This window comes from Shewanella sp. SR43-8 (assembly GCF_014163775.1).
Lineage (GTDB): Bacteria > Pseudomonadota > Gammaproteobacteria > Enterobacterales > Shewanellaceae > Shewanella > Shewanella vesiculosa.
The window spans coordinates 216,483-230,084 of record NZ_JACJDX010000010.1 but is presented as its reverse complement, the minus strand read 5'-3'; the positions used below and the strand labels follow the sequence as shown (position 1 = coordinate 230,084).

Below are 13,602 nucleotides of genomic sequence, written 5' to 3'. Positions count from 1 at the left end.
CATGGATGAATGATCAACCAAGTGGATATAGAGAAGTCCCTGCGAGGAAAGCGCCTTGGTCAATGCCAGGTACTGCGTCTCTATGTCAGGGAATGCACCGGTGCCATTGAACACACCATAAGGCGAGAGCCGGATGCCGACCCGGTCGCTACCGATGGCAGCCACTGTCGCAGCCACAATTTCCAGCGCGAGTCGGTTGCGGCCTTCAATGCTCTCGCCATAACCGTCATTGCGTAGGTTGATTAGCGGATTCAAAAACTGCTCAATCAGGTAGCCGTTGGCGCCGTGTATTTCGACACCATCGAAACCAGCTTCCAGCGCGAGTTTTGCCGACGTCACATACTCTTTTACCACATGAGCGATGTCGGCCTCGGTCATTTTGCGGGGCGTACTATGGGGCTGCATGCCTAGGGTGTCGGTATACATCTCGCCGGGACATGCCGCGGCATCAGGCCCGAGTATTTCGGCACCTGCCGGCAAGTTGTCAACATGCGCAACTCGACCGCAGTGCATCAACTGTAAGAAGATTTTACCGCCTTGGGCGTGTACCGCTGAAGTACTTGCCTGCCATGCATTCATCTGAGCGCTATCGAAAAGGCCGGGAATGCGTGGGTAACCCAGTCCGTTGGGGCTGGGCGAAGTGCCCTCGGTAATAATCAGTCCCGCCGTTGCTCGTTGGCCGTAGTAAGTTGCCATCAGCGCGTTCGGCATGTGCTCAGGCGTAGCCCGACTGCGTGTCAACGGCGCCATTACCATGCGATTGGCTAGCTGTAGCGAGCGGTTAGAAAACGTTTCGAAAAGCATAAGCTAGATATCCTGTTATGTATGATGAGGATGAAACCTGCCGAGCCCGAGGAAAAGATCATTGCGGCAAGTCCTGATAATTACAGCTTGCGCGCTGGCATTTGGCTGGTCTGTTCGATAGAACACATACCCACAAATGGCGTCTGCAAATCTAATAGGGTCATTGGTTGGCAGAAAGTTCGCTAGCGAACAGATGAAATGTCATCAATAGCATATTGTATATGTGATGCTTACTCGTCAGACATGAGAGCCAAGATGATTTAACAAGGAATCTCGTGAATGCTGCGCCTTCTGTGTTTGGATCTGGCTTAGCCTGCTTGTTCGCGCACCTACCACTGAGCAGAGGAATACTATGATATCCAGACCAATGATACCGACAACACTTTGGGGATCAGTATCCCGACACATTACTGAACTGACCCTACTTGCAATACTAACCCTATGTGGGCCGACCGCTGTCGCAGGCGATGGACCATGGCCGTCATTTACAGCGACGGCGCTTAGCGGCGAAAAAGTTGACAGTAACAAACTGATAGGTCAACCGACACTGCTGATACTTACGCCGTCTCGCAATGCCGCAATATCCACTCGGGAGTGGGTTAACACATTGCGCTCAGAGATAGATCATAGTAAATATCGGGTTCGCGACGTACTGGCTGTCAATTTACCCTTCTTTATGTCGGAAGAAGATGTCATTGGCCGCGCCAAAGAACAAGTGCCGCAGCGCTATCACGATCAAACCTGGATTCTCAACTCACAAATCATGGAAAGCGCCTTGGGTGTTCCATCCGATAGCGAAGAGGCGGTCATTGTTGTTTTGGATAAGAACGGTAATCTGATCTCGCAGGTTCATGGTAAAGTCACGGCGGCGCGGATGAGTGAGATCACCAATGCTTTGCAGAGCCTCGCGAGTGACTAATAGTCTCCGTCACTGACAATTGTTGTACGTAATATCCCTGCCAATAGTATATTGGCAGGCGTGGACCCGGCTTCTGTTATAACGATACGGCGATTGGAGCGGCATGATCCATAAAAATCAGCGGGCTTTTACCACTTCAGCATAGGAAAGCCAGTGCTTATCCACCTTCCTGTAAATTAAATTTTGATTCATTTCTTCAAGTGAATGACAACCCGAAGCGGCCATTAGTTGCAAAAAATCGTCCAACATATGTTGGTGATAATTCCTGACCCTTTGCCATTTTTCTGCAACCACCAAACCTCGCACTAATTTGGGGTTATTTGTGGTGACGCCTGTAGGACACTCATTGGTGTTGCATTTCAAGGACTGAACACAACCCAAAGCCAGCATCATGCCCCGCGCGGAGTTACACACATCAGCCCCGATACAAAGGGCTTTAAACAAATCAAAAGCGGTAAATATCTTAGTCGCCGTAATCACTTTTATGTCTTGTTTGAGCGTGTAGGTATTGAGCGTATCCACGACAAAAAGCAGTGCATCTTCCCAAGGCATACCAACATAGTTTGAGAAATCGATAGGTGCCGCGCCCGTTCCCCCTTCTGCGCCATCCACAGTGATGAAATCGGGTTTGATGCCTGTTTCGAGCATTTTTTCACATATTTCAATAAACTCTTGTTTACTGCCTATAGCAAGTTTGAAGCCGACAGGTTTTCCGTTGGATAACACTCTTAATTGCTCAACAAACTGCAATAACCCTGCTGCATTGCTAAAAGCGGAATGGCCGGGAGGTGAAAGCACATCGGTATGGGGTTGAACGCCTCTTATGTCAGCAATTTCCTGATTATTTTTGGCTGCGGGAAGTACTCCTCCATGGCCGGGTTTGGCACCTTGTGAGAGTTTAATTTCAATCATCTTCACCTGCGCCCAATTGGCCTTTTGTTTAAATTTTTCCGCATCAAAACAGCCATTTTCTGTGCGGCAACCAAAATACCCTGTACCGATTTCCCACACTAAATCGCCACCTTGTAAATGATATTCGGATATACCGCCCTCGCCGGTATCGTGAAAAAAATCACCGGCTTTAGCGCCCAAATTTAAGGCTTGAATGGCATTTTTGCTCAAAGCACCAAAACTCATGGCTGAGATATTAAATAGGCTAGCACTGTAAGGTTGTTGGCAATCTTTGCCACCAATCACAACCCGTGGCGGTGTGTCCATTTTCTTAGCGGGATAGATGCTGTGCTGCATCCATTTATAATTATCATCATATACATTGAGCTCAGTGCCAAAGGGGGATGTTTGATTTTGCTCTTTGGCTCGCTCATAGATGTACCTGCGATGATTCTTATTAATCGGTTTACCATCAGTATCCGACTCCACGAAATATTGATGCAGCTCTGGGCCTATCATTTCTAATAGGTAACGAATATGACCAATAACAGGAAAGTTTCTCAGTATCGAGTGTTTTGTTTGAAATAAATCATACAATCCAAGCAGCACGAGCAAGGCTACAAGAACAATAAGACCCGCTAAAGGCCAGAGTATAATGCCGATAATGACGACAAAAATAACCAGGACGATTGTGGTGAACCTAATAGCTTGCTTCATAATGTTTTATCATAATTCCCGTAAGTATTTTAAATCGTTCTTAGTGGTATCGACTATTTCGGCAAATTTTCCATTGACCATTAATTTTGTCATCGATGCCGCAAAGCCTTTTACTTGCTCAAAGTTTAAGGTAGGTGGCATTGCCAAAGCATTGGGATCGGTAAAAATATTGATTATCGCAGGTCCCTTATGCTTGAATCCGTTTGCCAGTGCAAGCTCCACATCTTTGGACTCCGTCGCCTCCCATGCAGCAATGTTCATCGCCTCTGCCAATTTTATAAAATCAGGATTAACCATATCCGTCTGCCACTCCATATAACCTTCTACCCGCATTTCAAGCTTCACCATAGCTAACGAACGGTTATTAAAGATGATGATTTTGACAGGAATTTGATATTGGCTAATGGTCATTAAATCGCCGAGCAGCATTGAAATACCGCCATCACCACAAAACGCAATCACTTGTCTGTCTGGTTGTGATAAACCTGCCCCCATCGCCATAGGCATGGCATTTGCCATCGAGCCATGATTAAAGGAACCGGTCAGATAACGATTGGCTCCCGCCTTTAAATAACGCGCGGCCCACACGGCGCTCATGCCCGTATCAACGGTAAATATCGCATCGTCATCGGCAAGTTTATCCACCAAATGAGCGACATATTCTGGATGAATGTTTTTTTCCGATCCCTTTTCTTCCACATAGCTCTCATAGATAGCTTCAATTTTTTGATGCAGTGAACGGGTTTTGTCGAGAAAATCCGTGGACGTTTTGACATCAATTAACGGCATAAGATCTTCAAGGGTTGATTTAATATCACCACAATATCCCAAGTCCACTTTAGCTCTACGGCCTAATTTTTCGGGTTTAGTATCGATTTGAATAATTTTGCATTTTTCGGGAAGGAACTCACTATATGGAAAATCTGTGCCCAGCATCAACAGGACATCGGCTTGATGCATGGCTTCAAAACCGGATTTATTGCCTAACAGCCCATTTAATCCAACGGCATAAGGATTTTCTTTACGTTCAAAAAATATTTTGCCTCGAAAGCTATATCCCAATGGGGCATTAAGCCTTTTGGCCAATGCCATCACTTCTTCAACGGCATAGCGACAACCATGGCCGCAAAACAGCATTACTTTTTCATGTTCGTTAATGACGTTTGCCAGTTCTAGAAGCTGTTCATGGCTTGGGGTTATTCTGGGTTGGGTATAGAAGTTTTTATTCGCCGTATGCACAGATTCCAGACTTGCTGAAGCCACATCACCGGGAAGCCCGAGCACAGCGACCCCTTTCTTGCTGATGGCATGCTGAATCGCGGTTTGCAAACCATTGACAGCTTGTTTAGGGGTATTGGCGAGAAATACATATTTTGAACAATCTTGAAATAACGCTTCGGGTCTTGTCTCTTGAAAGTTGTCCAGGCCCATTTTTTCAGTATGAATAGTTGAAGCAATCGCAATAACCGGATTTTCAGCTCTATTGGCATCATAGAGTCCATTGACTAAATGAACATGCCCAGGACCACTGCTGCCCATGCAACAACCGATACCATTGAGCTCAGCTTCCATAGAGGCCGCATAGGCGCCAGCTTCCTCGTGCCTAACATGGATCCATTGCAATCTGCCATCCCTTCGCACAGCATCGTTGACCGGATTAAGGCTATCGCCAGTCACGGCATAAACTCGCTTAACACCGGCTTCTACCAGCATTTCGACTAAATGATCTGATACGTTTTTTGACATAATTAGCTCCAATGTTTACATAAAAAATATTCGGTATAATGACCAAGCTAACCTGCAGCAGAGAAGTACAGCAAAATGTCCATCTGCTGCGGCGTACTATTTACTTTATCCGTGTTTGTGGTCTTTTGATTCGATAGGGTGATGCCTTAAAAACAGCACTTCGACAAGCAGAATAGCCAGCATGACCACACCAGCGACACCGACCACCAATGGATCACTGTTTATCTTGACCCAGACAAAACCACCCAGAACAATCAGATCAAGGATAATGGCGGTGATCAAAATACTGAGTTTTGCACCTATGTCATGGCGCAAATGTCGCAAGATCCCCCAATGTACCGCGATATCCATAATCAGATAAAAGATGATGCCCATAGCCGCAATCCGCGTCAGGTCAAAAAATATGGTCAACAGCAAACCTAAAATGACGGTATAAACCAGGGTGTGCTTTTGGATGCTACCGGGCATGCCAAAATGGCTATGGGGAACGAGTTTCATATCGGTCAGCATTGCTAACATCCGCGAAACCGCAAATATGCTGGCGATAACACCGCCTGCTGTTGCCAACATGGCCAGAACAACCGTAAACCAGACGGCATATTCGCCCAGCGCAGGCCTTGCAGCGGCGGCCAACGAGTAATTTCTTGTTTCGATGATTTGCTGAAGTGACAGGTTACTGGCGACGGAATAGCCCACCAGCGTATAAATCACCACACACAAAGCAATAGCGATCATAATGGCTCGGCCTACATTTCGGTGAGGATCGATAAGCTCTGAGCCACTATTGGTAATGGTGGTAAAGCCCTTAAAGGCCAAAATACCCAGCGCGGTTGCACCAATAAAACCAGCGATTGTTGCACCAGAAGTTGAAGCGTCTGAACTGACTGTTGAGAAATCGACTTCTACCGAGCCAGCCACCATTACGCCAACGATACCGAACAAAACGATACCGCCAATCTTAATAAAGCCGAGCACCGACGCGACACCTTCGATCATCTTGTTGGCGGACAAATTGATCAGAAACGCCACCAGCAATAATCCGGCACCCAATGTCGGCACCAACAAGCTAGTATCATCGATACCAAACAGCTGCAATGTATAAGTACCAAAGGTACGCGCCAGAAAACTCTGAGCTATCACCATTGAAAAATACATCAGCAGGGAATGAAAAGCGGTTGTCACCGTGCTGCCGTAGGCTTTTTTCAGGTACATGGCTATGCCACCGGCGGAAGGATAGGCATTGGACATTTTGACGTAAGAATATGCACTAAATATGACAACCACCGCAGCCGAAAGAAATGCCAGCGGGAAAAGGCTTCCGGTCATCTGGGCCATCTGGCCCGTCAAGGCAAATATACCAGCGCCAATCATAACGCCAGTGCCAAGCGCAACAGCACCGACCAATGTCAGGCTATCTTTTTGATAATGCGATTTTTTATCCTCATGGTCATGCATAAGTCCTCCGCTATTTGTGTTTTATATAAGCTACTCTTTATCCGGCAAGCCCAAAGGCGATTAGACTTATTGATAACATAACCATGACGATTAAACCAACATCCAACACGTTTGGAAGTTTGTAGTAATAAAGCACATCGTCTATTTTCCCAAGGACGTTCAACACCAGAAAGTTCGACTGTGGAATGACCTTAAGTTGCGGCTCAAAAACCTTTACCGCCAGCTTGCCACTCTCGACCGCGGCCTCAATGCTCCACACATCTGCGGTCGTTTGGGTGTGAGCGCCTGCAAGAACAAGGTTGGATATTGTTGTCTTTTGCTGTGGCATATATTGCTGGGTATTGGTCGAATTCACCCATTTGGGTTGCGCCGATGTTATTCCTTCAGGAGAAAACGCCCATTCATGCCAAACTGTGATTTTTACAATCGAAAAATCTTGCCAGCTTTTGCCGCCGTTAGCCTTTTTCACCAGTTCATCTAGGGCATGACTCTGTTTTAATTGAAATAACACTTCATCAAGAAATTGTTCCTCAGTGCATTGTTCCAAACAAAGACCATGAACCGGGCCTGGGACTTTTGAAACGCAAGCGGTGACAGTCCACAGAGATTGAATATCGTCCCCCAGAGAACTCGACTCTCCCCACGCTTGTTCCTGAGAAAAAAGCGTCAGGTTAAAGGCGGAGTCTGAAATAACCAGCGCGCATCTTTGTCGCAGCCAAGACATTTTTTCTTTGAAGCCAATTCTAAAAGACACTTGGGTGTGAGGCCCCTGTTGTACCAAGGATTTAAAAAGATTAAGTTGCGGTTTATTTTCAAGCTCAGGGGTTCTTGCCAAGATATCTGCCGCAGAAAAAGGATTCAGTGCCAGGACATAGATATCGGCTTGAACGGTTTCGCCATTGGCGAGCTCTGCCGCTGTGATGCTGTTATTCTCAAAACTCAAACGATAAAGTGGGGTCTGCCAATGAAACTCGACCTGCTTTTGCTTCAGATCATCGACCCATTTATCAAACCAAACCTCACTGCTGGGCCCGTTCAGAAGCAGCCAACCGTCGCGCGCCGTGTGATCCCACGGGCCGCCTTCACTGTCTCCTGAATGATGATACGAATACTTGGTGACTAATTGTTTACGAAAAAAATGCGCCACATGATGGAAAGAAACATGACACCAGTCGGAACCCACCCAAGGGCCAAAAGTGGAACTCCAGGTGCTCAGCGTCGAAGCGGCTAAATAGGGGCGCCAAGCTTCTTTAGCATTGATGTTGCTGTACTTTTGGCTGCTCCTATTATTTGAACACCATGCTTTTCCCATCAGCCAACACCAAAGCCATTTTTCTTTGGTCGTCATACTAAACAGGTTTTCCAAATCGACATTTTTGGAATTAGAATCACCAAAATGCGCCGTGCCTGAATTGGGCGCCAAGCCGAATACTACCGGCCTTGAAAGGATGTTGTCATAAAGACTGGAGTGTTCATCAAAGGGGATTTCCTTGATGAGTTCGAAAAAATTGTTATACCAAGGGCCCATTCCATGCCAGGAGTATTCAGAAGGCATATCTTGATCTTCTTTTCTTCTGGCACTTCTAAAAAAACCACCGGCATCAGGATTGGCTTCGAACACTTTGACTTTATAGCCAAGTTTTACAAATTCATGCGCTGCCGTTAGTCCGGCAATACCGCTACCAAAAACAGCAACCGTTTTCGCTTGTGTGGCTGATTCTGTGGACGTAGACATAGATTCGGCTACCATTTATCACCTCTTAACATTATCGTCGCTCTTGTCTAACGTGCTTGTAGGGGGGATTTTAGGATTCGTGTTTCTCTTTATGTATCGAATGGTCCAAAATCCCTTCATCGCTAAGCAGGCATCTGATCGATGTCACTATCGATAGCATCAATGAGCGAGTCGCGCTCATTTCAGCACCAGCTTGCCTCATCTGTTGGATGCTTTAAAAGCTCTTCAACATTGGCAAGAATTACGCGAAAACCTACGTCGCCGTACAATATTTGTCGCCCACCATCAAGCACAAAAGACGGGCTACCGTTAATGTTTTGTTGCTTTGATTTTTGATAGTCACCCATTAATGACGCCATAGCAGAACCATCACGAATACTGGTATCGATGGCGTTTAGGTCAAGTCCATTGGCGTTAGCTAAATCATAGAGCACGTCAAGATTGCCAATATCCAAGCCATCGACAAAAAATGCACTTCGAAACGTTAGCGCCATATCGATACTTTTCTTTTTATCATAAGTAATCTCTATCGCTTTAAGCATCAAATGCGCATTGGCTGAAGTCGTGGGTCTAACTTGCGTCCATACTTTCGGGTTTACATGAGCGTATTCAAAGGCAGATACAGACTGTTGTATGTACTCGGCAAAGCCAATAAAACCGCCTTTTGATTGCCATTGGGTGTTTATTTTTGTCGGTACATCACCAAAAACATCAACGTAGTAACATTGAAGTTCGATGCTGTTTGCCAATTTTTTATTAAGTTCATCGACACGTTTTTGAGCAATCCAAGCCCAAACACAAAGAATGTCAGTGTAATAATCTATGACTAAGGTTTTATTCATTTGGCATGTCACTCCTGCACCTGAGGCGGTTTAATGACACTATGGGATAAGGTCAGAACTTCAAATGATGCCATCAGTCGATCACACTGTCTGTGCGACTGCGTACATACACTTATCTACAGACATCTCAGCACCATTACCTGTCAACAAGCATGCAAATGAATGGCACGATTTCGTAATCTCTTGAGCCTTAGTCAATAGCAGGCCTAGTGCAGAAAAGAATTTCTGTTCTAGGTAAAGTGCTGACAATTAGGTTTGATTGTGATCAGTAACTTCAGGTGTGAGTTTGCCCTTAACACTGATCGACCATTTTATTGAAAGTGATTCGACTGAATCGGTTTAGATCACAACATTTTGGCAAATCGATAACCCAAACGACACCCTTTCGCGCTCAAAAAAGTGATGGGGCAAGCGCTTTTAGCTGAACGTTCAGCGAAAGGCTTAGTTAAGATTGACCTTGGGCTTGGCGCACCATTGAGCGTTGGCGGCCAATATGTCGCCGTCAAGTCTCTGTGGAAACTATGAGGATTACCGCGTAACAAATAGGTGACCATTTTACATGCCACTCATTTGCTCAAACCTAGATCAAAGTATTGATTTCGCCATTAATAATCGACGCTATGATGGGCAGTAAAAGGCCGTCTTAAGTGCTGTTTTAAGGACGTTTGCTCTTTGACTATGCTCAACGACATCTTTACATCATGTGTATGTTAACGATGTATTTACGTTGGCGTTAAAAAAACGGGATTGGCGTGTAGACGCCAATCCCGTTCTGTATTACTAAGTGCTTTGGCTTAGTGCTTATTGACTAAGCTCTGGCGTGCGCGCAGGTATCATGCGCTTGCTACCAGTTGCCTCAAATGCACCAGCAAACCTCAGCAGATTATTGTCGTCATAAGCACGGCCCGCGAACGTCAAACCGACTGGCATGCCAATATCGGCCATAACCCCCATAGGCACTGTCACCGTTGGTACACCTAAGTGACGAATCGCTAGGTTGCCGTTAGCGACCCAAATACCATTACTCCAGGCAATATCAGCGGAAGCTGGATTAACATGCGCATCCGCCGGCCCCACGTCTGCCATGGTTGGGAACAGCACGGCATCAAGTTTTAACTCGTCCATCCAATCTTCGAGATCCAGCTTGCGCGTTTTCTCTAAGCCACGCAGACCATCCGGTATGCTGTCGATTTGGTTATACGACTTGAGACCTCGTTTGGCCATGTTGACATACTCATCCATACCAGCGGCAAGATCGCCCTCACGATTGGGCAAGGTGCCAAGGTCGTGCGGGAAAACCAAATGGCCGTTGACGTCAGCCAGTTTGTTGAGTTTAGGATCATTATTGGCACGCAAGAATTCATCAAATGCCCAGCCCGATAGTGCCCACAGCTCATCATCGAGAAATTCAGGCGTAACGATGCCGCGATTAAATACAGTCGGCGCGCCTGGGCGGTCACCTTCGCAATTTGACACCAGCGGGAAGTCAACTTCAATCACTTCGGCTCCGGCAGCTTCCAGCGCTGTGCGTGCAGCTTGCCAAAGGTCGATCACTGATGCACGCGTATTGATACGCTGACCGGTCGGGCCGCCGATACCAGGGGTTTCGCTGGTGCCAGCTAATTCATCCTTATTGATGTACATGCGCGGCACCCCGAAACGCTTACCTTTGAGCGTGTCGGCCTGAGCGGCAAGCGCCACATAAGATGCAGGACGGATTGTTGATGCTTTGGGAATTTCGACCCAAGGTTGCAGACGCCATAGATCGCCACGGGTGATCGGGTCGTCAGCAACGATAACATCCAGCACTTCGAGCATATCTGCCATAGTGCGAGTGTAAGGCACCACTACATCCATGGTCGGTGTCAACGGCCAGTTGCCGCGCACAGAAATCACGCCCCGAGATGGGGTATAGGCACACAGACCGTTATTTGATGCCGGCCCACGCCCGCTCGACCATGTCTCTTCAGCTAGGCCAAAAGCAGAATAGCTTGCAGCCGTACCAGTACCCGCGCCGTTAGAAGACCCCGAGGCAAAAGGTGCGGTGAGGTAGTTAGCGTTGTATGGACTTTCGGCGCGACCGTAGTGACCGCGTTGCATACCACCATTGGCCATAGGTGGCATGTTGGTTTTACCTAAACAGATAGCACCCGCGGCGCGCAAGCGCTCAACAGCAAAGGCATCGTATTGGGCAACCAAGTCCTTAAACGCTGGGCTTCCAGAAGCTGCCGTCAGCCCCTTAACCAAGTAGCTGTCCTTGGCGGTATAGGGAATACCGTCAAGTGGGCTAAGTGTTTCACCATTAGCTCGGCGTGCATCAGAAGCCTCTGCTTCCTTGATCGCATCAGGATTGCGGACGACTAATGCATTCAGCTTAGTCTGTGTCGCTGGGCCGTCGTAAGCATCAATTCGTGCAAGATAAGACTGCACCAGTTCAACCGCAGTAGTTCGACCGGATTCGAGGGCGGCACGTAGCTCGGCAATAGAAACTTCAGTTACTTCAAACATGCGACACGCTCCTAATGAAAGCCAATTGTATTGCAACAACAGTGACATACATGGTCATTGTGTTCTCCTTGGGTTCACTTATTTTCCAGAGGGGATCTGTTGGGTAATACAATGGATATTGCCACCACCTAATAAGATCTCGCGAGCAGGCACACCGACAATCTCATACTCAGGGAAAATCTCCTGCAATTTTTGGGCTGCGATATCGTCGGTTGCAGGATCGAGTAGCGGGAAAACGATACGCTGATTGGTGATTAAAAAGTTCGCATATGAACCCGCTAAACGCTCACCCGCAGTGCGAGGCACACCAGTTCCTTCTATTACGCCTTGAGATTCCTCTTCGGTACAATACAAAGGACCCGGTTGTGGCAATAGATGGATTTTTAACTTACGCCCCTTTGCATCCACAGTACTTTGCAAAATATCCAACGCGGCTTTTGAACGAGGATACTGGGGATCGGTTTGATCATCAGTCCAGTGTAAAACCACTTCGCCAGGGCGAACAAAACAGCACATATTGTCAATATGTCCGTCGGTCTCATCCATGTACACGCCTTCTGGCAACCAGATAAACTGCTGCACATTTAAATAATCGCCCAGTAATGCTTCTATCTGTTCACGACTCAGATCTGGGTTGCGGTTGCTGTTGAGCAAACATTCGGCTGTCGTTATGCAGGTGCCTTCACCATCGACATGAATTGAACCACCTTCGAGGATCAGCGGCGCGACATAACGTTCAAAATCATGCTGTGTTAGCATCTTTTGTGCGACTTGTTCGTCCTTATCCCATGGAGAGTACAAGCCACCATTGTGACCTCCCCAGGCATTAAAGCTCCAATCAACACCACGGCGTTCGCCCTTGGCATTCATTACTACAGTAGGCCCAGTATCGCGAGCCCAACAATCGTTGCTCTCTATTTCGACCAAAGTGACATGGGAAGGCATCACTGTCTTAGCTTGAACTAAAAATTCTTTAGGAACACCCATATAAACGGGTGTAACTGCACCAATGGCATCGGCCACTTTGGCAAACGTCGCCTGAGCATAAGCCCCAGCAGAGCGCCAGTTATCAGGACGATACGGCCAAATCATCCACACCGCTTGTTGCGCTGCCCATTCAGCGGGCATGTAAAAACCATCTTGTGATGGCTTAGTCGTTAACTGCGTGGCATCCACTGTCACGTTTGTCATGAGTTTTGTCTCCAGTAATGCTGAAAATCTATAAGGGTGTGCGTCCTAACATAGGACGACAGAATAAAAATACACCTAACGTTAATCAAATCAATAAATCGAATTACCGCATTCATCAGGCGATAGTTAGGCCAAAATTGCCACGTCTTCACTCGGTGAGTTTCAGCTTGGTTGAAATATTACTGTGTATCTTATCATTTAAGACTGCTTGCGTTGGATAGTTGTATGCAGGGCATAGATAATAATTTGTAAGGTAAGAAGGTTGCAAGCTTAATGCACTCTTGATGAGTGCAATCACGCAATGGGACACATAATTTACGCCTTAAGGCACATTTATGGGCAATTTTTAGTGACATAGTTATTAAGGCTTTTTAGGTGTTGCTAATATCTAACGGACTACCTTTATGAAGTGTCTACTATTCTAGAAGCTTACTAGGTTCAAAGTCTTATCTTTCGCCAAACAAAAAAGCCTTATCATTTCTGATGAGGCTCTCTCGTTGAATCTTGAGAACGGATAGCTTTCTTTTATAAAGAGGACCCGTGGGTTCAAAGTCCTATCTATCGCCTAAACGAAAAAAGGCTCATCATTTCGGATGAGGCTTTCTCGTTGAATGTGACTGAGGGATAGTGATCTTTTATAAATAGGAACCCTAGGTTCAATTTCCTATCTATCGCCTAAACGAAAAAAGGCTCATCATTTCTGATGAGCCTTTCGTCTTTAATATGGCGGAGGGGTAGCTTACTTGTAATAAAGAAGAACACTTGGTTTAAATCCCTATCTTTTGCCCAAACAA

8 protein-coding genes and 1 pseudogene are annotated in these 13,602 nt (G+C 46.6%); 1 reads left to right on the top strand and 8 read right to left on the bottom strand.

From position 1 onward, the window contains the following. Positions 1-63: 63 nt before the first annotated feature. A pseudogene (locus tag H5114_RS20730) lies at positions 64-804 on the bottom strand (alkene reductase); the annotation flags it as partial. Between the two features lie 607 nt (positions 805-1,411). Here H5114_RS20730 and H5114_RS20540 point away from each other — a divergent pair. Continuing rightward, positions 1,412-1,723: a hypothetical protein gene (locus H5114_RS20540; protein WP_235781782.1), complete on the top strand. Its 312-nt coding sequence runs from the start codon at positions 1,412-1,414 to the stop codon at positions 1,721-1,723. Positions 1,724-1,840: 117 nt separating this feature from the next. Here H5114_RS20540 and H5114_RS14730 read toward each other — a convergent pair whose 3' ends face one another. From H5114_RS14730 to aguA, 7 genes are all read right to left on the bottom strand, one after another. Next, positions 1,841-3,331, bottom strand: coding sequence for an FMN-binding glutamate synthase family protein (locus H5114_RS14730; RefSeq protein WP_182723316.1), 1,491 nt, complete (start codon positions 3,329-3,331; stop codon positions 1,841-1,843). Between the two features lie 9 nt (positions 3,332-3,340). Continuing rightward, positions 3,341-5,077 (bottom strand): thiamine pyrophosphate-dependent enzyme, encoded by a 1,737-nt coding sequence (locus tag H5114_RS14725; protein ID WP_182697063.1) that lies wholly within the window; start codon positions 5,075-5,077, stop codon positions 3,341-3,343. Positions 5,078-5,182: 105 nt separating this feature from the next. Then, positions 5,183-6,532, bottom strand: coding sequence for an APC family permease (locus H5114_RS14720; protein ID WP_182723315.1), 1,350 nt, complete (start codon positions 6,530-6,532; stop codon positions 5,183-5,185). A gap of 37 nt (positions 6,533-6,569) precedes the next feature. Further along, entirely contained in the window at positions 6,570-8,282 is a 1,713-nt protein-coding gene (locus H5114_RS14715) for an FAD-dependent oxidoreductase (RefSeq protein WP_182723314.1), read from the bottom strand. Positions 8,283-8,449: 167 nt separating this feature from the next. Further along, positions 8,450-9,109: a DsbA family protein gene (locus H5114_RS14710; RefSeq protein ID WP_182723313.1), complete on the bottom strand. Its 660-nt coding sequence runs from the start codon at positions 9,107-9,109 to the stop codon at positions 8,450-8,452. Positions 9,110-9,910: 801 nt separating this feature from the next. Then, a complete protein-coding gene (locus H5114_RS14705) occupies positions 9,911-11,617 on the bottom strand; it encodes an amidase (protein ID WP_182723312.1) in 1,707 nt (568 codons plus the stop codon). 78 nt (positions 11,618-11,695) lie between these two features. Further along, positions 11,696-12,808: an agmatine deiminase gene (gene aguA, locus H5114_RS14700; protein WP_182723311.1), complete on the bottom strand. Its 1,113-nt coding sequence runs from the start codon at positions 12,806-12,808 to the stop codon at positions 11,696-11,698. Positions 12,809-13,602 lie beyond the last annotated feature (794 nt).